This is a genomic window from Mesorhizobium sp. M4B.F.Ca.ET.214.01.1.1 (assembly GCF_004791545.1).
Lineage (GTDB): Bacteria > Pseudomonadota > Alphaproteobacteria > Rhizobiales > Rhizobiaceae > Mesorhizobium > Mesorhizobium abyssinicae.
The window spans coordinates 23,127-43,573 of sequence record NZ_SRUX01000009.1; the positions used below are offsets into that span (position 1 = coordinate 23,127).

The 20,447-nt window shown below is 63.3% G+C and carries 20 protein-coding genes, 1 tRNA gene and 2 pseudogenes; 8 read left to right on the forward strand and 15 right to left on the reverse strand.

Features of this window, described 5'->3' with window-relative positions:
• Positions 1-9: 9 nt before the first annotated feature.
• Entirely contained in the window at positions 10-237 is a 228-nt protein-coding gene (locus tag EN857_RS18485; RefSeq protein WP_127284316.1) for a DUF1127 domain-containing protein, read from the reverse strand.
• A gap of 135 nt (positions 238-372) precedes the next feature.
• Here EN857_RS18485 and EN857_RS18490 point away from each other — a divergent pair.
• A pseudogene (locus EN857_RS18490) lies at positions 373-1,889 on the forward strand (winged helix-turn-helix domain-containing tetratricopeptide repeat protein).
• A 32-nt stretch (positions 1,890-1,921) separates the two neighbouring features.
• Here EN857_RS18490 and EN857_RS18495 read toward each other — a convergent pair.
• From EN857_RS18495 to EN857_RS18535, 9 genes are all read right to left on the reverse strand, one after another.
• Positions 1,922-2,314, reverse strand: a complete 393-nt coding sequence (locus EN857_RS18495) for a GFA family protein (RefSeq protein WP_127392813.1) — start codon at positions 2,312-2,314, stop codon at positions 1,922-1,924.
• Between the two features lie 426 nt (positions 2,315-2,740).
• On the reverse strand, positions 2,741-3,028 hold the full coding sequence (locus EN857_RS18500; protein WP_127310506.1) for a DUF1330 domain-containing protein: 288 nt from the start codon (positions 3,026-3,028) through the stop codon (positions 2,741-2,743).
• A gap of 76 nt (positions 3,029-3,104) precedes the next feature.
• Positions 3,105-3,926: an MBL fold metallo-hydrolase gene (locus EN857_RS18505; RefSeq protein ID WP_127392815.1), complete on the reverse strand. Its 822-nt coding sequence runs from the start codon at positions 3,924-3,926 to the stop codon at positions 3,105-3,107.
• Between the two features lie 3 nt (positions 3,927-3,929).
• Positions 3,930-4,724 (reverse strand): TatD family hydrolase, encoded by a 795-nt coding sequence (locus EN857_RS18510; RefSeq protein WP_127310507.1) that lies wholly within the window; start codon positions 4,722-4,724, stop codon positions 3,930-3,932.
• The gene (metG, locus tag EN857_RS18515) at positions 4,724-6,274 is read right to left on the reverse strand and encodes a methionine--tRNA ligase (protein WP_127310508.1); all 1,551 of its coding nucleotides are present in this window, start codon (positions 6,272-6,274) and stop codon (positions 4,724-4,726) included. The genes EN857_RS18510 and metG overlap by 1 nt, the downstream gene beginning before the upstream one ends.
• An 83-nt stretch (positions 6,275-6,357) precedes the next feature.
• Positions 6,358-7,413 (reverse strand): DNA polymerase III subunit delta', encoded by a 1,056-nt coding sequence (locus tag EN857_RS18520; protein ID WP_128347066.1) that lies wholly within the window; start codon positions 7,411-7,413, stop codon positions 6,358-6,360.
• Entirely contained in the window at positions 7,410-8,084 is a 675-nt protein-coding gene (gene tmk, locus EN857_RS18525; RefSeq protein ID WP_127312083.1) for a dTMP kinase, read from the reverse strand. The genes EN857_RS18520 and tmk overlap by 4 nt, the downstream gene beginning before the upstream one ends.
• Positions 8,085-8,147: 63 nt before the next feature.
• A complete protein-coding gene (locus EN857_RS18530) occupies positions 8,148-9,305 on the reverse strand; it encodes a D-alanyl-D-alanine carboxypeptidase family protein (protein ID WP_127312082.1) in 1,158 nt (385 codons plus the stop codon).
• 87 nt (positions 9,306-9,392) lie between these two features.
• Complete coding sequence (locus EN857_RS18535; RefSeq protein ID WP_127393820.1) at positions 9,393-10,619, reverse strand: septal ring lytic transglycosylase RlpA family protein; 1,227 nt, start codon at positions 10,617-10,619, stop codon at positions 9,393-9,395.
• Positions 10,620-11,258: 639 nt separating this feature from the next.
• Here EN857_RS18535 and EN857_RS18540 point away from each other — a divergent pair.
• Together EN857_RS18540 and EN857_RS18545 are read left to right on the forward strand one after the other, a co-directional pair.
• Positions 11,259-11,348, forward strand: a tRNA-Ser gene (locus EN857_RS18540).
• Positions 11,349-12,125: 777 nt separating this feature from the next.
• A complete protein-coding gene (locus tag EN857_RS18545) occupies positions 12,126-12,326 on the forward strand; it encodes a hypothetical protein (RefSeq protein WP_127282233.1) in 201 nt (66 codons plus the stop codon).
• An 842-nt stretch (positions 12,327-13,168) separates the two neighbouring features.
• Here EN857_RS18545 and EN857_RS18555 read toward each other — a convergent pair.
• The 4 genes and pseudogenes from EN857_RS18555 to EN857_RS35795 form a co-directional block, all read right to left on the reverse strand.
• On the reverse strand, positions 13,169-13,465 hold the full coding sequence (locus EN857_RS18555) for a PilZ domain-containing protein (RefSeq protein ID WP_127282235.1): 297 nt from the start codon (positions 13,463-13,465) through the stop codon (positions 13,169-13,171).
• Between the two features lie 219 nt (positions 13,466-13,684).
• Positions 13,685-13,924, reverse strand: a pseudogene (locus tag EN857_RS18560) (3-beta hydroxysteroid dehydrogenase); the annotation flags it as partial.
• Between the two features lie 49 nt (positions 13,925-13,973).
• Positions 13,974-14,111 (reverse strand): hypothetical protein, encoded by a 138-nt coding sequence (locus tag EN857_RS34810; RefSeq protein ID WP_187331312.1) that lies wholly within the window; start codon positions 14,109-14,111, stop codon positions 13,974-13,976.
• Between the two features lie 4 nt (positions 14,112-14,115).
• The gene (locus EN857_RS35795; protein WP_245494306.1) at positions 14,116-14,739 is read right to left on the reverse strand and encodes an autotransporter outer membrane beta-barrel domain-containing protein; all 624 of its coding nucleotides are present in this window, start codon (positions 14,737-14,739) and stop codon (positions 14,116-14,118) included.
• 42 nt (positions 14,740-14,781) lie between these two features.
• Between EN857_RS35795 and EN857_RS35800 the strand changes: the two genes are divergently transcribed.
• Complete coding sequence (locus tag EN857_RS35800) at positions 14,782-15,099, forward strand: hypothetical protein (RefSeq protein WP_245494307.1); 318 nt, start codon at positions 14,782-14,784, stop codon at positions 15,097-15,099.
• Positions 15,100-15,501: 402 nt separating this feature from the next.
• A complete protein-coding gene (locus EN857_RS18570) occupies positions 15,502-16,944 on the forward strand; it encodes a caspase family protein (RefSeq protein ID WP_127282238.1) in 1,443 nt (480 codons plus the stop codon).
• A 14-nt stretch (positions 16,945-16,958) separates the two neighbouring features.
• Here EN857_RS18570 and EN857_RS18575 read toward each other — a convergent pair whose 3' ends face one another.
• Positions 16,959-17,483 (reverse strand): OmpA family protein, encoded by a 525-nt coding sequence (locus tag EN857_RS18575; RefSeq protein WP_127282239.1) that lies wholly within the window; start codon positions 17,481-17,483, stop codon positions 16,959-16,961.
• A 179-nt stretch (positions 17,484-17,662) separates the two neighbouring features.
• On the opposite strand from EN857_RS18575, the gene EN857_RS18580 reads away from it, so the two are divergent.
• The 3 genes from EN857_RS18580 to rimO all read left to right on the forward strand — a co-directional run bounded on the left by EN857_RS18580 (position 17,663) and on the right by rimO (position 20,364).
• Positions 17,663-18,070 carry a DUF930 domain-containing protein gene (locus EN857_RS18580; RefSeq protein ID WP_127222590.1) on the forward strand — a complete coding sequence of 136 codons (408 nt, stop codon included), beginning with the start codon at positions 17,663-17,665 and terminating at the stop codon, positions 18,068-18,070.
• Between the two features lie 190 nt (positions 18,071-18,260).
• On the forward strand, positions 18,261-18,920 hold the full coding sequence (locus EN857_RS18585; protein ID WP_127282240.1) for a TerC family protein: 660 nt from the start codon (positions 18,261-18,263) through the stop codon (positions 18,918-18,920).
• A gap of 130 nt (positions 18,921-19,050) precedes the next feature.
• Complete coding sequence (gene rimO, locus EN857_RS18590; protein WP_127311241.1) at positions 19,051-20,364, forward strand: 30S ribosomal protein S12 methylthiotransferase RimO; 1,314 nt, start codon at positions 19,051-19,053, stop codon at positions 20,362-20,364.
• Positions 20,365-20,447 lie beyond the last annotated feature (83 nt).

The following is a 20,447-nucleotide window of genomic DNA, read 5'->3' on the forward strand; positions in this document are numbered from 1 at the left end:
GCATCCGCCCTAGCGCTGCCAGAAGGGCAGCTTGGCGATCTCTTCCTCGACCTGCCTGTTGGTCAGGCCGATATCGTCGATCAGATGCGGATTGGTCTCCGCCATTCGCTTGAGGTCCCAGCGAAAGCGCGCCCGCTCGCGCCAGGTGGCGATCATGCCACGCAGGGTCGTCTGGCGATGCAACGGCCGCCCTGGCCTGACTACGCAATGCTGGATCGTCGCAAGAGTATCGTTCATGGCAACCTCCTATGGTTTTGAGGCCCCATGCGGTTGGGAGCCTTCGACCTGAAAGAGGTTGAATACTGCAGGATGCGGACGGAGGCGTAATTAAGCCCTCCCAAATAGTTCTCAAAAGTTCCAAACGGGCTATAGATGCGCCCTATGCAGGGATCGCGCTTTGCCTTTGGTCCATTCGTGCTTGATCCGGATGCGGGAACGCTGCTTCGGGACGACGATCCCGTTGCTCTCGGCTACCGCGGGCTGAAGCTGCTTGCGGCACTGGTCGGACGACCCGGTGAAATCCTGGGCAAGGCCGAGTTGATGGACGCGGCGTGGCCGGGCACGGCGGTCGAGGAGGGCAATCTCACCGTCCAGATCGCGCAGTTGCGCAAGCTGCTTGGTCCGGCCGCCGACGGCGGCGAGTGGATCTCCACCGTTCCGCGCGTCGGTTACCGCTTCACTGGGGCCATCGAACAGCTTGGTGGCGCGAAGCGGAAGCCTTTGCCGCTGCCCGACAAACCCTCGATCGCCGTGCTGCCCTTCGTTGCTTTCAGCAGCGATCCCGAGCAGGAATCCTTCGCCGACGGGCTGACCGAAGACCTGATAACCGACCTGTCCCGCAATGCCGGCCTGTTCGTCATCGCCCGCAACTCGGTCTTTGCCTACAAGGGCAGGGCGATGGACGTGCGCGGGATCGCCGAGGATCTTGGCGTGCGCTACCTGCTGGAGGGCAGCGCGAGACGCGCCGCCGGGCGCGTGCGCATCAACGCGCAACTGGTCGACGCGCTGAGCGGCGAGCATCTGTGGGCGGAGCGCTTCGATCGTAGCCTGGAAGATATCTTTGCCGTCCAGGACGAGGTGACGGCCAAGATCGTCGAGGCGCTGCTCGGCCGGCTGCGCGCGCCGCTGCCGCGCAATCGGCCGAAAAATCTCGAGGCCTACGATCTCTGCGTGCGGGCGCGCAAGCTGATCGACGATTCGCCGCAGACGGCGCGGGAAGCGCATCTGATGCTGACGCGCGCCGTTGCGCTCGATCCGGACTACGCCGAGGCCTATCGCTGGCTTGCCATGAACCACTGGATGGGATGGGTGCATTGGGGCGAACCCATCGAGCCCAACCGTAGCGTTGCCCTGGAACTGGCTCGCAAGGCCGTGGCGATCGATCCCAACGATGCCGGCTGCCGCTGGGTGCTCGCCAACCTGCTGGCCTATGAGCGCCGCTTCCCTGAATCGGATACGGAGTTCGCCAAGGCGTTCGAGTTCGACCCCAACGAAGCCGACGCCTGGGCGACGCTGTCCGACATCACGACCTTGGCCGGGCAGGTCGAGCAGGGCCTGGAGCAGATCCGCAAGGCGTTCCGGCTGAACCCGTTTCCGGCAAGCTGGTATTATCTGACGCTCGGCCAGGCGCAATACGCGGCCGGCGACTACGAAGCCGCCATCGAGACGCTGCGCAGGGAGGAGACCTATCGCACAAGCTCTCGCCGTTTCCTGGCGGCAAGCCTTGCCCAACTCGGCCGGCTCGAGGAGGCGCGCGCCGAGGTCGAAATGTTTCTGGTCGCCAACCCGCATTTCACGACCAGCCACTGGGTGTGGACCGAGCCGTCCGCGACACTGCCACGCTTGAGCATTTCGTCGATGGCTTCCGCAAGGCCGGACTTCCGGACTGAGGCGCCGGCGCGACCACCCAGATGGTTGCGATCTACCCCTCGAGGCGATCCTTGGCGTCACGATCGCGGTCGTATCGTTTCCTGACCGGAAACGGCGGCAGCCAGGACTCGCGGCGGACGGTCCACAGCTCGTAGGTCGGCAGCAGCTGGTCCGGGGCGTCCAGGGACCCCAGATGCACTTCGATCTCGTCTGCGGTGCGCGCGAAAACAGACGAGCCGCAGCGCGGACAGAAGAAGCGCCCGGCGTAGTCGCGTGTTTCGCCGTCGATCGTCACCGCCTCCTGAGGGAACACCGCAGCGGCGTAAAACAGCGCCCCGTGATGCTTGCGGCAATCGAGACAGTGGCAGACGCCGACCCGGTATGGGGCACCCGACGCCACAATTCGAACGCTCCCGCACAGACAGCCGCCGGTGTATCGGTCCATGCTCCCGTCTCCTCAAAAATCAAGCGCTGGGCATGGCTACAACGAACGGCGCCGTCGTCGCAATGCCGCGGCAGTTGCGCGAAGCCTGTCGCCAGATGCAGCGCGCGTGGATCGCCTACCGCGCTGCACGGCCGAAGTCGCCGCCGAAACCATCAATACGATCGCCAGCGCAATATCATCATCAGTTGCATGCTCGATGCGACAGCGCGGCAGGCGCCGCGGCAGGCGCCGATCCTTGATGATGAGCTCTAATCTGTCGCGCAGACATATCTGGAGGGCGCGGCGAGACGTGGCGAGGGCATGCCGTCTGCATCGATCTCTAAGTCGCATAAGATAGATTATGGAACTTATGCGTTGGCCAAAAGGCGGAAATTGCTGCCGATCTCAGTGCCCTCAGCCGTCGTCACAGCGACCGAGGGGCTGGATCTAAGCGGCTTCAATTGCAAGCAGCACATTGGCGGCCGCAACGTTGCGGATTCCGATGAGGGCTTGGTAGTCAGGTGAATCATGCATGGCCTTGAGAGACGCCATATCGGCAAACTCAAGCACGACGAGCCGGTCCGGCTGCCACGAGCCCGCAAGGGCCTCAACGCTTCGAGCACGCAACAGCAACTTGCCTCCGAAGCGATCGACGGCAGCCAAGGCCTTTATGCGATATTCCTCGTATGCCGCTGGATCCGCGATCTTGTGCTCAGCAATCAGATAGGCTGCCATGATGCCTTCTCCTCTGAAAGTCGCGACGTTAACACAATCGAGCCATAGAGCGGAACGCGCTTCTGAACAGCTCGTCCTATCTCGCTGACTCATAAGGAATTTCGATCACCATCCCATCATAGGCCGGCACCACGTTGTCGGGCGTCTCGGCCATCACGACGGCGTAATCCAGCGGCACATGCATGTGTGTCAGCACGGCGTTTTTCGGAGCCAGTCTCTTGATCCAGCCCAGTGCCTGGCCAAGCGACAGATGGCTCGGATGGGTGTTGTACTGCAACGCGTCGATGACCAGCGTCTCGAGATCGCGCAGCCGTTCCGCCGTGGCGTCGGGGAAGTCGCTGATGTCAGGGCAATAGGCAAGCCCGCCGGCGCGGAAGCCGAGGGAAATGATGTCGCCATGGGTCTGTGGCAGCGGTTCAAGGGTGAGGGTACCCCCCTCTCCCTCGATCACGATCGGCCTGGCGTGGTCGATGAGATGCGGCCTGACGATAGGCGGATAGGAGCTGCCGGGCGGCGTCTCGAAACAATAAGCGAACGCCTGCCGCAGGCGCTGCATCGTCGGCTGATCGGCATGGATGTCGATCAGATGGCGCTGCTCCTGCACATAGCCGCGCAGATCGTCGATGCCGTGGATATGGTCGGCATGCGGATGCGTGTAAACGACCGCATCGATGCGCCTGACCGACGCCAGCAGCATCTGCTCGCGGAAGTCCGGTCCGGTGTCGACGACGACGGTCGTGCGGGCACCGTTTGCCGCGATCCGCTCGACCAGTGCTGCCGTGCGCATGCGCCGGTTCCTGGGGTTGGCGGGATCGCAATTGCCCCAGTCGCCGGTGATGCGCGGTGTGCCGGGCGACGAGCCGCAGCCGAGAATGGTGAGGCGCAGCCGATCGCTCATTTGTCAGGCGCCCGGCGCTTCGGGGCGTGGCATCTTCCGGAACAGCCGGAAGACATTGTCCGTGGTGATAGCGGCGATCTCGGCCTCGCTGACGCCAATCGTCTCGGCCAGCACCCTGGCGGTGTTGGCGACATAGGCCGGCTCGTTGCGCTTGCCGCGAAACGGGATCGGCGCGAGATAAGGCGCATCGGTCTCGACCAGCAGCCGGTCATGCGGCACGTTGGCTGCGATGGCACGCAATTCGGCCGAGTTCTTGAAAGTCAGGATGCCGGAGAACGAGACATAGCCGCCTAGCGCCACGCCGACCTCGGCCAGCCTGCGCCCGGACGAAAAACAATGCAGAATGAAGGGGAAGGCGCCCTTCCCCGTCTCGTCCTCGAGGATTGCGGCCATATCGTCGTCGGCATCGCGCGAATGGATGACCAGCGGCAGGCCGGTCTGACGCGCCGCTGCGATATGCGTGCGCAAGCCTTGCGCCTGCGCATCGCGCGGCGCCTTGTCGTAGAAGTAGTCCAACCCGGCCTCGCCGATCGCCACCACTTTGGGGTGCGCGGAGAGCCGCACGAGCTCGTCGGCGGTCACGTCGAGCTCTTCCGCCGCATTGTGCGGATGGGTGCCGACCGAGCAATAGACGTCATTAAAAGTTTCAGCAATTTCAAGGATTTGCTGAAACCGCTTCACGCGCGTCGAGATCGTCACCATGCGACCGATGCCGGCCGCCAGGGCGCGGGCGACGATGGCCGCCCGCTCCTCGGCGAAGTCCGGAAAGTCGAGATGGCAATGGCTGTCAACGAGCATCAGGCTTTGGCATCCTGCTCGACATAGCGCGGGAAAACGCCCTCCGGCGCCGGCAGCGGCGTGCCTGGCACCAGCGCGTGATCGGCGTGGACATGCTCGAAACCGCGCCTGTCCGCCGGCACCGCCAGCAGATCGAGCAGCTTCGCCGCTGATCCCGGGATGAAGGGCTGGCACAGCACCGTCACCCGCCGCACGACCTCGGCCGTCGTCCACAGCACGGTCTCCATGCGGGTCGGATCGGTTTTCCGCAGCGCCCAAGGCTCCTGGGAGGCGAAATAGCGATCGGCTTCCGCCACCACGCCGAAGATCGCCGCCAGCGCCAGGTGGATGCCCTGCTCCGCCATCGCCCTGCGCGCCACTGTGAGAGCTTCCACGGCCTGGTCGAGGATCGCCGTGTCGGCCTCCGCCAGTTCGCCGCGCGTCGGCACCACGCCGCCGCAGTTCTTGGCGATCATCGACAGCGAGCGCTGTGCCAGATTGCCGAGCCCGTTGGCGAGATCGGCGTTGGTGCGGTTGACGATCGCTTCATGGCTGTAGTTGCCGTCCTGGCCGAATGGCACCTCGCGCAGGAAGAAATAGCGCACCTGGTCGACGCCGTAGTGCTCGGCCATGGTGAACGGGTCGATGACGTTGCCGACCGATTTCGACATCTTCTCGCCGCGGTTGAACAGGAAGCCGTGGCCGAAGACGCGCTTGGGCAGCGGGATTCCCGCCGACATCAGGAAAGCCGGCCAATAGACCGCATGGAAGCGCACAATATCCTTGCCGATGATATGGGCATCCGCCGGCCAGAACTTCCATTTATCATCGCTTTCATCGGGATAGCCGAGACCGGTGATGTAGTTCGTCAAGGCGTCGACCCACACATACATCACGTGCTTCTCATCGCCAGGCACCGGCACGCCCCAGTCGAAAGTGGTGCGCGAGACCGACAGGTCCTTCAGCCCCGACTTGACGAAGCTCATCACCTCGTTGCGCCGCTCTGCGGGCCCAATGAAGTCGGGCTGGCTTTCGTAAAGCGCTATGAGCTTGTCCTGATAGGCCGAAAGCCGGAAGAAATAGCTCTCTTCCTCGACCCATTCGACCGGCGTCCCCTGCGGCCCGTAGCGGACGTTGTCGGCGCGAACCTCGGTCTCCTCCTCGCCGTAATAGGCCTCGTCGCGCACCGAATACCAGCCGGCATAGCCGCCCTTGTAGATATCGCCATTGGCGGCCATCGCCTTCCAGATCGCCTGCGAGGACGCGTAGTGGCGCTCCTCGGTGGTGCGGATGAAATCATCATTGGAGGCGTTGAGCACCGCCGCCATGCGCCTGAACTCGGCTGAGTTGCGGTCGGCAAGTTCGCGCGGCGAGAGGCCATCCTTGCGCGCCGTCTGCAGCATCTTGATGCCGTGCTCGTCGGTGCCGGTGAGGAAGAAGACCTGCTTGCCGTCAAGGCGCTGGAAGCGGGCGAGCGCGTCGGTGGCGATCAGTTCGTAGGCATGGCCGATATGCGGCTTGCCGTTCGGGTAGGAAATCGCGGTCGTGATGTAGAATGTGTCGCGTGACATGAATGAACCGTCATGAAAGTCTGAATGTGAGTTGTGGGGGTGGATATCCTATCGGCATGGCGATTGCCATCCCGAGCGGGCCATCACATTCGCATCGCAGAATTCAGGCGGTCGATCATGATCAGAGCGTGCTGCTTCTTGTCGAGATTGTAGGTCTCGGTCTCAGATATAGCGTTCTGGGCTTCCTGCCAAGCTTCGGACAGCGCCTTGGCCCGCGCGAGATCGCCGGCGAGTGCCGCCTCGCTGGCGCGTGAGGACAACAGGTCGAGCGCGTGTCGGTTGAAGATGTCGAACTGGATCGCCTGGTCGCGGCCGGCAACCGCCTCGGCCAGCCGGTGGGCGCCGGCGACGTCGCCCTTCCTCGCCGCAACCAGGGCGTCGAGCGCGGCGGCGATCTCCAGCCCGCCATACTGCGTCAGAAGGATCGCGTTGCGGGCGCTGCCCCCTGCCCGCTCGGCAAGTGCCGCGCGCGCCGCAGGCTCCTCGGGTGGTGGCGGCTCGATGCCTTGCAGAACGGTCATCAGTTCCTCGTCGCCGAGCGGCGTCAGGCGCACCATCTGGCAGCGCGAGCGGATCGTCGGCAAAAGGCTGCCCGGGGCATGCACGATGAGGATGAACAGCGTGCGCGCCGGCGGCTCTTCGAGATTCTTGAGCAAGGCGTTGGCGGCATTGGTATTCATGTCGTCGGCCGGGTCGACGATCACGACCCGGTAGCTGCCGTCATGCGAGGTCATCGACAGGAAGCGGCTGACCCTGCGGATCTCGTCCACGGTGACGACCGTCTTGAAGCTCTTGGTCTTGTCGTTCGCCGGCCGGGTCAGGTGCAGCACCGAAGGATGCGCCCCGGTGGCGATCTGCCGAAACAGCGATGAGGCCGGGTCCGGCTGGGCGATAACGTCCGGCGCCCGCTCGAATGCCGGGTGCTTCAGGAGATGATGCGCGAGGTGAAAGGCGAGCGTCGCCTTGCCGATGCCGACCGGTCCGGCGAGGATAAGCGCATGCGGCAGTTTGCCGGCGCGATAGGCAGTGGCGAGCATGGAAGCCGCCTGACCGTGGCCGATGAGGCGAGCCGTCTCGGACGGTTCCGGCACGCCGTCCAGCGTGTCGTGCTGCTCTGGGGCGATGCGTTCGAAGATCATGCCGGGGCTGTCTGCCGCTGCTCGGCCGGCGTCATCGTCTCAAGCGCGGCGAAGACGGCGGCGGTGACGACGTTTTCGACCGTGTCAGGGTCGGCGGAGGCGTCGACGACGATGCAGCGCCCCGGCTCGGCGGCGGCGATGGCGAGGAAAGCCTCGCGCCTGCGGCGGTGGATATCGAGCGTTTCCTTCTCGAAACGATCTGGACCGTCATTGGCGCCGCGGCGGGCGGTGGCGCGCCGCAGGCCTTCGGCCGGATCGATGTCGAAGACCAGGGTCATGTCGGGCACCATGCCGTTGATGGCGACCTCCTCCAGGGTCTCCATGAAGGCCGGATCCAGACCGCCGGTGACGCCCTGGTAGACACGCGAGGAATCGATGAAGCGGTCGCAAAGCACGATCGATCCGCGCTCCACTGCCGGTCGGATGACCTGCTCGACATGGTCGGAACGCGCGGCGGCGAACAGCAGCGCCTCCATCTTCGGGCCGAAGGGCTCGGCAGCGCCCGAAAGCAACACGTGCCGAACTGCCTCGGCGCCCGGCGAGCCGCCGGGCTCGCGGGTGACGAGGACGTCGTATTTCTTGGCACGCATCCGCTTTGCCAGCCGCTCGATCTGCGTCGACTTGCCTGCCCCTTCGCCGCCTTCGAAGGTGATGAAAAATCCGCTCGCCACCAGAAAAAGCCTCTGCCCGTGCTCGACGCTGTCATAGCCCTCGTCTGAGAAAAGGTCCACGAGCTAACGCAGCCAGCCGACGGCCAGTTCCTTGGCGGCATCGAGCGCGCGTTGCGGCAGCGTGCCGACACCGACCGTTTCGGCGGCGAAGAGCGGCGTCTCCTGGCTCAGCGTGTCGCCGATCCAGACGCGCAGCTTGCCCACCGGCTGCCCCTCCTCCACCGGCGCCGAGACCGGGCCGTCATAGACGATTTTCGCCGTCAGCTTGTCGCGGTTGGCGATCGGCAGGAAGATATCGATCGGTCCCTTCGCCTTCAGCGCCACGCCGGATTTGGCGCCGCCGAACACCTGGGCTTCCCCGACCACCTCGTCCTTGGCGAAGATCTCGGTCTTCTGGAACGAGCGGACGCCCCAGTCGAGCAGCTTGCGCGCTTCCTCCGACCGTTCGCGGTCGCTCGCCAGCCCACTCATCGCCGCGATGACGCGCGTGCCATTGTGGCTGACCGTGCCGACAATGCCGAAGCCCGCCGCCTCGCTCGTGCCGGCGACGAAGCCGTCGGCCTCGATGCCCATGGCCAGCAGCGGGTTGCGGTTTCTCTGGGTAATCTTGTTCCAGGTGAAATCGGCCTGGCCGTAGTAGTGATAGAAATCGGGATAGTCGCGCCAGAGATGCAGCGCCAGCTGCGCAAGCTCGCGAACGGTCGTCTGCTGGCCGTCGGCCGGCAAGCCGGTCGAGTTGACGAAGGTCGATTTCGGCAGGCCAAGCTGGCGCGCGCGCTCGGTCATCTGCGCGGCGAAATTGGCTTCCGATCCGGCCATGCCTTCGGCCAGGACGATGCAGCCGTCATTGGCGGCCTGCACCGTCACGCCCTGGATCAGGTCCTCGACGCGGACCGCAGATTTGAGCTTGGCGAACATGGTCGAGGTGCCCGACGGCGCGCCGCCGGTGCGCCAGGCGTTCTCGCTGACAACGAATGTGTCATCGAGCGTCGTGCGACCTGACTTGATGGCGTTGAAGACCACTTCCATCGTCATCAGCTTGGCCATCGAGGCCGGCGGGATCGGCTTGTCGGCATCCTTGGCGAACAGCACGGTGCCGGTGTCGGCATCGATCATGAAGGCTTGCGCCGCCTTGGTCTCGAAAAGCTGCGCATTGGCCGGAATCAGGGAAAGCAACAAAAGGCAGAGCCCTGCGAGGGGCGGGAAAAGGCGCAACTGCATAAAGGCTCGACCTGTTAGCCGGTATTGGCAATTTCGGTGAAGCTATCAGGCTTTTTTCCGGCGGATCAACCGTGCGGTTGAAATAGATCAGTCGCGCACGACGAGCGCGTCCGGCGCGCCGTGCGACCAGGCGGCCTTCAGCAGATCATCGACGCTGCCATGGCCGTCCGGATAGACGTTGACCGCGTACCAATCATTGCCGTCGAGCTCGGTCCGCTGGATTTCGGTCCGGCCGAAGGGCTTGAGCGCCGAGGCCACACGCTTTGCCTCGGCGGCATCATCGAAGGAGCCGGCGGCGACATAGTCGGTAACATCCGGCGACGTCGAATTGGATCTCTTCCAGGACTGCAGGATGTCGGAGGGCGACATACCGGCGCCATCGAAAGCCGCGAAGACATCGGCGCGGCCGACGCGCTCATCGGCATAGGAAAGCGACGCCATGGCAAAGGGCGAATTCGGCGGCAGGCTGATGTCCGGCCGCTCCGGCACGATCGGCCCGAAATCAGGCAGCGCCACGTCGCCGGGCGCTTGCGAAGACATTGCCGGCTCGGCCTGCGGCGCCTGGCCGGAATCCGTCAGCTGGCCGGGGAACGGCACGGCGGCGGCAGTCGCGCCCGCCGCCAGGACCGGCGTCGGCCCGTTCATCGCCACCATCACGCCGGTCGGCAGGCCGTCGGACGGATCCGGCCGCCTGTTGCCGGGATGGTAGGAGGCCATCAGATACTGGTCGTCATTGCCATCGAGCGGCGCGCGGCCGACATATTCGACCTTCACCTTAGCGGTGCCGACCTTGTCATAGTCGAGCATCTGCGCGGCGCGCTGCGAGACGTCGATGATGCGGCCCTCATGGTACGGGCCACGGTCGTTGACGCGCACGATGACCGAACTGCCGGTTTCGAGGTTGGTGACGCGGGCGTAACTCGGCAGCGGCATCGTCGGATGCGCCGCCGTCAGTTGCGCCGTGTCGTAGACTTCGCCGTTGGCGGTCAGCCGGCCGTGGAAGGCATCGCCATACCAGGATGCCAGGCCGACCTTGCGGTAGCGCTTGTCTTCCTTGGGATAATACCATTTGCCGCGCACCTGGTAGGGCTTGCCGAGCTGGTCGCGGCCGCCGCCGCGCCGCATGAAGGCAACGCGCGGGCTCGCCTTCACGCCATATTCGGTCTCAGCGAAATATTCCTTGGAACGCGGCCTCTTGTCGACCATCGCCTTCGGCTGCGGTGTCGATGTGCAGGCCGCAAGCAGCACCGCCGACAGCGCGCACAGTGCAAGAGCGGGAGCGCGACGAAGACGCGGGCGCGCCGAAGTCTGCATTTTATGATGTCCCCTACAGTCTCGCCACCAGCTGAACGTCAGCGGAGCCAAAGCACCCACTCGACACTTGCCAGCGACACCCGGATCCCCAATCCCCTTGTGCGCAGGAATTGTTTATCACGGTATTAACCGATTGTGGTCGGAAGGGGGCGAGATTGTGGCAGGACACCGGTGTGGCTGCTACACACGACAGTACTCGTGTGACGTCGGAGGTTGGAGAGCCGGCATCTAAACAAAAAAGGCGAAGGAGGACGTCCGCCGGGATCTATCCCCCGGCGCCGATCCGAGCGCGCCGATCAATCCGTCGACGTGACCACCTGCGCCGTCACAACCGACAGCTTCTCGCGCTTGATCAGAACCGGCTTTTCGTAGGTCTTTCTCATAGTTCCCTTAACCCCGGGGGCAAAATGGCCACGCCACAGATTGGCCAGCCCTGCGCCGCATTGTCAATCGGGGCCAGACCGATGGTTGGAAGCTGTTGCCGTTCGGCAATATGTAACCACTCGATCCTGGCGCGGTTGACAGGTCTTTACGCCCCGCACTAGAGCAGTGCGGTGCGGATGATGATCTCGTGCCTTGGCGCGCCAAGGGCAACGTCAGAGATCAACGAAAGCACCCAAGTGATTGAAAAATCACGATGGAGGGATGGCCGAGCGGTTTAAGGCACCGGTCTTGAAAACCGGCGTGGGCGCAAGTTCACCGTGGGTTCGAATCCCACTCCCTCCGCCATAATATAAATAAAAACAGGACGTTAGACGCGCCGAAACCGGGACTTGCCATAACGCCTCGCCCCGCAATTCGAATTTGATCCAGCCGCTTCCATTCCGTTAGCCGCCGCTGAATTAGTGCGGCGCGTTAACCGTTCGTAGACCGCGCTGTCCTAATTTGAGACAGCGCGGTCAACTAACTACCCCTGGCTGCGCCGGCGGCTCCGGCAACCCAACCCCTACGGCCGGTCGGAGCCGCCACCCTCGCCTTATATACCAGCAATGGTTGAATCAACTGTTATCACACGTGCTTTCCAGTGCGCTTTCGTGATCGTTAGACTTTGATGGATCGGGAAGTCACAGATTTCCGGTTTCGATTTGGAACCTGGCCACAGGTGAGTTCGGCCATTGTCGACGGCTTGGAAATTCTGCTTCCAAGACCAAGCCCCTGAAAGGATGAGGCCGCCCGCCTTTTTGCATTAATTGCGCGACCGCTGATGTGGTCGTAGATTCGCAGGTGTAGGGACGGTGCAATCCCACGCACCGAGCGGGTACATGAGCCCTGCACCCGCCGTCGACTGCGGATGGACCAGCGGCGGCGGGAGCGCAGGCAACTGAAGGGTTCAGGCTATGCAAGCCGTTTGTTACGCGCCCAGCGCATTCTGTGTCTTGTCGGTCCTGGTCAACATCGCCATCGCCTCAAATGTGCTGGGGCTGTTTGCCGCGACACGCCTTCTTGTGCTGAGGGTTCGCGTGCACTCGGTCGGACAGCTTCAACGCGCCTAGTCAGTCAGCTAAAATGCGGACGATCCTCGCCGGCCTGTGCCTGCTGGCCGTTCTTTCCAATGGCGCGCTGGTCGCCACGTCGAGCGGCATTCTCTATCAGCAGGAGAAAGCGGCTGACGGGGCAGTGTGTTCCTATTTCACCGGAACAGGAACGTTCACGACGCCGAGCTATGCCGTGACCGGATGCCCGCGATTCATCATCGTTGACCGCTAGGGCCTGCCCCCCTCTGCCCTCGCCAGCAAATGGCCGTCGCCGCCTGGCATGAACCGAGTCGGGCGCGAGGTAGGCCGCACCCGACTTGTGTTCCCCCCTTTTAGTGCTTCCTTCGTTCATATGGATGTGTTCCGCCTGCATGAGCAGGCGCATACTATGTTGGAGCCGGTTGCCGCTTTCCTCGCAGCAACGTCGGTAAGGCCCGGCGCCCCTCTGTCACTGTCCCCCGACAAGAGCGCGCCGGGCTGCTGCGCTTCTAGCCATTAGCAGGGGAAAACGTTCCCGCGGGGTTTTGTTGCAGAGTCGCTAATATTACGTTCGTCTCAGCCGGCTTGCCCCCCAAACCCCAAGCCGGTTAGGCCCGGCGGTCAGTCGAATCCACCCCAACAGACTGTCGGGCCGCAGGCAGCGCGAGCGACGAGCTCCCGGCCGAGAGTGGGTCTTGCCACAAGGCCGCCGCCTGACGCCTGCGAATCATCAGGCAGGCTCAGCCGCCGATCGCGCTGTCTTTTATTAGCAGATGCTTGTTTTCATGCCGAAGCAGGATCATCATGCAAGCCGCGCGGGGATTGCAGGGGTAGAGCTCATGGAATTCGCGGTTTGCTACGACAACAGCGGGACCGTCCTTGCGTCTTCGATCTTCCTTTGCGCCACCGCGGTTTTCATAATCGCGGCTGCTCTCGCCGCTGGTCGGCTGATTGCAACGCGGGCTCGGGTTCCGCCTGCGGCGCTGACCGTCTGGTGAGGTCGCCAATAGTCATGGCGACGGCGTGCGCGCCTCATGCCGGCAGTCCTCTGGAGAAGCTGGACTAAGCGTGATCTCCGACGAAAAGCCGGACAGGCTACTCCCCGGCCGTCGTCGAAGGCTTCGGTGCGCCGTAGAACTGCACGCCAAGCCGCTCCTTGCGTCGCCAGCGCACCACCGTTTGATAGGTGACTGCATCGTCGGGCACGTGCAGCAGAAACCGCTCCGGCACGACGGCGTCGGAGGGAACGCGCAGTTCGGCACCCCGCTCATGCTGATTTCGCACGGAACAACCAATCGCCGGGTTGTCCGGACTCGCAACTATCGTGGCCTCCTTCAGGACAATCTCGCGCGGATGAAGGCGGCGCTCTCTTCTGGGTTCGTCGGGTTCCATCGCGTGTCTTGCCTGATCCGGAATCACCCTCGCGGCAGGTGCGCCTTCATATTAGCCGGCGCTTTATTGGTCTGCCAGCCGCCCGAAGTTGAATGATACAGCAAGGACAATCGGCTGCGCTACCGGCAACGTCGCACGCTAGACCCGTGGTGCACGCAATTGGTGGCCGCCGGGCTCCGGCCGACCGCCTGGATCATTCACCTGATGGATATCGGCCGTTCAGCTTTCGAAATGGCGCGACCGATCGAGGTCCGGGATGAGCCCGGGCTGGCTCGGCGGCCACCCCAGCAATTCCCTGGTCCGCGCGCTCGAGGCGGGCCAGCCCAGACCGAAGAAGTGGCCAACAAAACCAAAATGGCCGGCTGCCTCCTCGTGGGTCTTGGCTACCACAGGGACGCCGAGGCGCCGGCCGATGACATCGGCGATTTCCCGCGTCGACACACCCTCGTCGGCGACGGCACGGGCCGGTTAGGTACCGTCGACGGCGATGGCGCCAAGCGCATCGCAATCAGACCGACCCCGAGCAGGTCTCGACCTTGCCGAGGTTGAAATTGACGATGCCGCCGATGCCACCCAGTCCGCCAGCGCCGGCGTCGCCCGAAATGCCCTTGGCATCGCCGCCGTCACTGCTTCGATTCGTCGACATCCACTCAGAAGGCGATCTTCAGGCCCAGCTTGCCGGCGACGGTCGTGCTGTCCGCGGACCACTTGCCACGAATTTCGGAGCTGAGCGTGGTGGATCCCGTCATCTTCAGATTGAATCCGGAGTACAGCGCCACGGAAAAGTCCGCGTCCTCGAATTCGCTTTCCTCGCCCTCGACGCTGGCCGTGTTGGAGTAGCCGAAACGCTGCTGGAAATCGGCCCGTGCGTAGGGGCTGATCACCATGCCATTGCCAAGCTGGAAATCGGCATAGATGCCGGGTTCGAATTTGACCGCACCGAAGGACAGGTGGCTCTTGCCGTAATCGGTGCCGAAGCTGTCCTCATATCCGTCGCCGGTGAAAGTGACGCCCAGCAATCCACCGCGCAGATCGAAACGGACCCGGTCGGTCATGTTGAAGATGCGTCCAACAGACCCGGTGATCGCATAGCCCTGCGTGTCATAGTTGCCGGAGCCGCTGTCCACATTCTCGACGTCGGTGTTGCCGAGGAATGCGGACACCGCCACAAGCGCATAACTCGTATCATGGCGATAGAGTCCATAGCCGCCAAACATGCCGCTTCTGTTGGTGGCATCGCCGCCGCTGGAAAAGCGGCGGTCGTCGACACTCACCTCGGCCGAGGCATAGCCGCCAAACAGGCCTATGTTGAGCCCATGCTCATTATCGAAGCCGAAATGCCTGGCGGCATTGAAATCCACGCTGACGGCAGCGGAGAATTCATCGACATCGAAAGGTTGTCCATCAATTGTGTCGAAGCTGTTCGAAATCCTGAAGCCGTCATGTTCGGTGTGGGCAAGCTGGCCGGAAGCGAAAACGCCAAAAGGCGCCGTCTGGGCTGGTGCCGGCGGAGCCGCCTTGGCCGGACCGACATCCGCTTCGACAATGTCGTCAACAATGTTGTGAAGGGCATCCAGAGACGTGTCGACAATCGCGCCGTTGGCCACTCCGCCAAGATAACAGTTGGCGTCTAGGCCTTCAATGATGCAAGCATTGGCTTTCGAAGGCATGAAGGCCAATGCTGCGCCAACCGAGAGCGCGCTCGCGGCGCACAGGCGCAGAAGCCAATTCGCTGCTTTCATTTTCGTGTCCCCGTACTTAAAGTTTTACTCAAACAGTCGGTGCAAGCTATGCGATTGAATTCTCCAAGAACAACGATCAGGCGCCCATAGATACGATTTCGACATACTAGCAGAAAATCGATCGAAGATCATAGTAACTCACTTTGATCGGTCACGGTCTCGCCCTTCCTTCGAGAGGGGTTCTGATGTAAAATTTTCAGGTCTTCGAAGATGCGGGTTCGGCGCGCAAGGGCCGTCATGGGGTGAGCGCTTCGGTGGCCCGAAGACTGTCGCCAACTGAGACGAGCTCGCGTCATGACCTGTGCCCCCTTCCTGCGCATCGTGGCGGTTCTGCTCTTCTCTTGTCTCGGCTTGATAGGCGTTTGGGCGGCTGCCGTGGAAGAGCCGACACCCCAGCCCGCCAAGCGGCTGGCAATCGTCATGGGCAATTCCAACTACCAGAGCGCCCGCCTCCCCCATCTCGCCAATGCCGACAACGACGCCAGAAGACTTTCCGAGAGCCTGAAAAGGCTGAACTTCGACGTCCTGACCGGAACTGATCTTTCGTCCGACGGGTTTGCACAACTCTTTCAGCAAGCCGACGCCAAGCTCGCGACCGCCAGCGCGGTGCTTATCTTTTACGCCGGTCACGGCGTGCAGCTTCAGGGCGAGAACTTTCTGTTGCCGGTCGACACGCCCGACGCGCAGAACCTGGAGCAGCTGACCGCGCGCGCCATCAGGCTCAACGACGTGATCGCGAAATTTGCCAGCCGTGAGCGGCAGACCTTCATCTTCCTCGACGCCTGCCGGAACAACCCGGTGGGCAAAGGTGCCAGCGTCGCCGACGGTCTGGCGCAGGTCGAAGTGGGGGAGAATACTTTTGTCGCCTTTGCCACCCAGCCCGGTAACACCACGGTTGACGGGGCCGGCGACAACAGCCCCTTTACCACGGCCCTGCTGCAGAATGTCGAAATCCCGGGGCTCAGCATTTCCGACATGATGATCCGCGTGCGCAACGAGACCGAGACGCTCACGCTCGGCCGTCAGGTGCCTTGGGATCAGTCGAATCTGCGAGAGCAGTTCTATTTCACCGAACAGCAGGTGCTCGATCCGGCCCAATTGAGCGCCAGCCTTTCGCGTATCCTGTCGGATCCGGTCGCGAAGGAAAAACTGCAGGTCGAGCTTGCTTCCAACGATCTGCAGACGGCTGTGATCATCGTCGGGCAGACATTGCGATCGGTCGAGATCACGCCGCCGGCCGGCCCCTCGGTCAAGCCTGCCGGCACGCAGGTCGCCAGCCTCGAGGGCGCCAAGCAAAGCGTTGTCTCCGGCCTCGAAACGCTGATCGTCGGCAAGTCGGCCGGCGAGCCGGACGAGGAAAAGGCGACAGACCTGGCGCGCAGCATCCAGACGGAGCTGCGCCGATTGGGCTGTTACCGCGCCACCGTCGACGGGAATTGGGGCAAGGGTTCCGTCCGCGCCCTCACCAGCTACTACAGGAACACCAGGCGGATCGCGTCGACGACCGAACCCACAGTCGAGCTCCTGAGCGACCTGTTCTTGCAGTCGGGCCGGGTGTGCAAGGATCCGGTCGTCGTGCAGAAGGCCAAGCCGGCCAGGATCTCGTCCGACACGGCGCCCGAGCGCGGCAAGGCGACTGGCCGAAAGGCCGCAAGGTCCTCGAAACCGCAATCCTCGCGGCCGGCTGCCCCTCCCCCTGACATCAGTGGCGGGATCGGCATCGGCGGCGTGTTCTAGCGGCGCCACAATATCTATTGAGCGTTTATGCGCATCTCGACGCGGCGGTTGACCGGATCGTACGGATTGGCGACCCGCGGATGCGTTGCACCAAGACCAACGGGCGTGACGCGCGACGCCTCGATGCCGTTCGACAGCAGGAATGCGGTCACCGACTCGGCACGGCGTTCCGAAAGCCCTTTATTGTAGGCGGGCGAGCCGGAGGCGTCGGTATAGCCTTCGACGACGAAGCTCTGGGCCTTCAGACGATTGTCCTTCAGCGCCTTCGCGAATTCGCCGAGCTTGGCTTGCGCGTCCGGCATGAGTTCGGCGGAATCGAGGTTGAAATTGATCAGCATGTCCAGCCCGGCCGCCGCCGGCGCGTCCGCCTTGCCGTCGCATTCGGCTTCAGCGCCGACGCATATGCCGCGCGACTGGCCGAGATGGGCTGTGCTGGCGAAGAACTTGATGATGTCTTCCGACGATTGCGCCGGACCGGCAAGCGAGCTCGAAGGCATCAGCCCCGCCGCCAGAACGAGGAGAGAGATGGTCGCGCGCATGGCCGCCTCCGGTATCGCCGTCACGGATCGAACCACACTGTCACGCAACGGATGACCGGACGATGTGACGCATCTCACATACAGGCAAAAAGGCCCAAATACCGCGGTAGCGGGCGAAGGTCGCGCCCGCCGTTCGACGCTGCCCCTAACCCCTGTCTGGTTGATTTCTCAGACAAAATATGTTGCTTGTCGCGCCCATGAAAAAGCTCTGCCTCTTGGTTCTGGCGTGCCTGACGCTGGCTTGGCCGGCCAAGGCGATGGACAATGCGTTGCGCGCCGGTCTCCTGAAACTTGATCCACAGACCCGGCTCGAACAGCGATGCGATGCCGAAGTGCTCGACCGGATCACCCATGACGATAAAAGCTTCAAGGCCGACCGGGTGGTCGCCTACGCCTTTGCCACGCCGGAGATGAGCGCCGACGCCATCAGAAGTCCGGGCGCGGCCTTTCGCAGCAAGGGGCAGTGGTACCGGCTGAAGTTCAAGTGCCAGACCGCGCCCGACCATATGCAGGTTCTGCAGTTGCGTTACCGGATCGGCGACGAGATCCCGGAAACCGATTGGGCGAAGTACAACCTCTACGACTGAGGCAGCGGTGCACTTGCACCAGCCTCTCGGCGACCCTGCGATCCCGATCGCCGATCGATCAGCCTTGCCGAAAGAACCCGCCTTGCCGACCTTGTTCCGGGCAGTGACTTGACGTGCACGAACCATACACGTTAGGGCGTCTGGACATTCGACGACCGATACTCGGCGAACAGCAAAGGGCCTCCAGTCGATGGACATTTTCAGCGCCGCAAGCCTGACCGCCCTTCTCCAGGTCATTGCCATCGATCTCGTGCTGGCCGGCGACAATGCGATCGTCATCGGGCTGGCGGCCGCAGGTCTGCCCACCGAGCAGCGCAAGAAGGCAATCCTGATCGGCGTCCTGGCGGCAACGGTGCTGCGCATCCTGTTCGCCGCGGTCACCGTCAAGCTGCTCGCGATCGTCGGCCTGCTCTTGGCCGGCGGCATCCTCCTGCTCTGGGTGTGCTGGAAGATGTACCGCGAGCTGCGCACCTCCCATGCCGACGAGGAGGAGGCCACAGAGGCGCTGTCCAACACCGACTTCGACAGCGACAGCAAGATCGCCGGCAAGGCGCCGCGCAAGACGCTTGGCCAGGCGGCATTGCAGATCGTCGTCGCCGACGTGTCGATGTCGCTGGACAACGTGCTGGCTGTCGCCGGCGCGGCGCGCGATCATTTCTGGGTGCTGGTCATCGGCCTCGTGCTGTCGATCGGCCTGATGGGCCTTGCGGCAAGCTTTATCGCCAGGCTGCTGCATCGTTATCGCTGGATCGCCTATGTCGGCCTGGCGATCATCCTCTATGTGGCGGTCGACATGGTCTATCGGGGCGTGTTGGAAGTGTGGCCGCATGTGAACAACGCGGTGGGCTGACGTTTAATATCCGTCATCGCCGGGATTGGGGCCGGCGCAATGCGTTTTGCCGCAGGACGGGCCAGCCCATACCAATGCCGCAATTAGTGTGGTATTGCGCCCGCCGATCCCGAAAAGCCCGGAAAACCTTATGTCTGCCCCTCGCGTCAGTTTCGTCAGTCTTGGATGCCCGAAGGCGCTCGTCGATTCCGAGCGCATCATCACGCGGCTGCGCGCCGAAGGCTATGAGATCGCCCGCAAGCATGACGGCGCTGATCTTGTCGTGGTCAACACCTGCGGCTTCCTCGATTCCGCCCGCGACGAGTCGCTCAACGCCATCGGCTCGGCGCTGTCCGAGAACGGCCGCGTCATCGTCACCGGCTGCCTCGGCGCCGAACCGGAGGTGATCCGCGAGAAGCATCCCAACGTTCTCGCCATCACCGGACCGCAAGCCTATGAGAGCGTCATGGCGGCGGTGCACGAGGCGGCGCCGCCCAGCCACGACCCCTACGTCGACCTTTTGCCGCCGCAAGGCGTGAAGCTCACGCCGCGCCACTACGCCTACCTGAAGATCTCCGAGGGCTGCAACAACCGCTGCACTTTCTGCATCATCCCGGCACTGCGCGGCGACCTCGTTTCACGGCCGGCTGCAGACGTGTTGCGCGAGGCCGAGAAGCTTGCCAAGGCCGGCGTCAAGGAGATCCTCGTCATCTCGCAGGACACCAGCGCCTACGGCATCGACATCAAGTACCAGACCAGCATATTCGGCGACCGCGAGGTCAAGGCGAAGTTCCTCGACCTGGCCGAAGAACTCGGCAAGCTCGGCATCTGGATACGCATGCACTATGTCTATCCCTACCCGCATGTCGCCGACGTCATTCCGCTGATGGCGGAGGGCAAGATCCTTCCCTATCTCGACATCCCGTTCCAGCATGCCTCGCCGCAGGTGCTGAAGAACATGCGCCGCCCCGCGCACGGCGAAAAGACGCTTGAGCGCATCCGCGGCTGGCGCGAGGTGTGCCCGGATCTCGCGATCCGCTCGACCTTCATCGTTGGCTTCCCCGGCGAGACCGACGAGGATTTCGAGATGCTGCTAGACTGGCTGGACGAGGCCAAGATCGACCGCGCCGGCTGCTTCAAATACGAGCCGGTCAAGGGCGCCCGCTCCAACGATCTCGGTCTCGAGCAGGTGCCGCAGGAGATCAAGGAGGCGCGCTGGCATCGTTTCATGCAGCGCCAGCAGAAGATCTCGGCCACGCAGCTCGCCAGGAAGGTCGGCAAGCGCCTGCCGGTGCTGATCGACGAGGCGCACGGCACGTCGGCCAAGGGCCGCACCAAATATGACGCGCCGGAGATCGACGGCTCGGTGCATATCCAGTCGCGCCGTCCGCTGCGCGCCGGCGACATCGTCACCGTTAAGGTCGATCGCGCCGACGCCTACGATCTTTACGGCTCTGCGGTCTGACCGCGTTTCGAATTCGCCGCATTTACTACAACTTGCGATAGGTATGGCCTCCCTATCCCGTTCCATCGCGATCCGCGCTATGC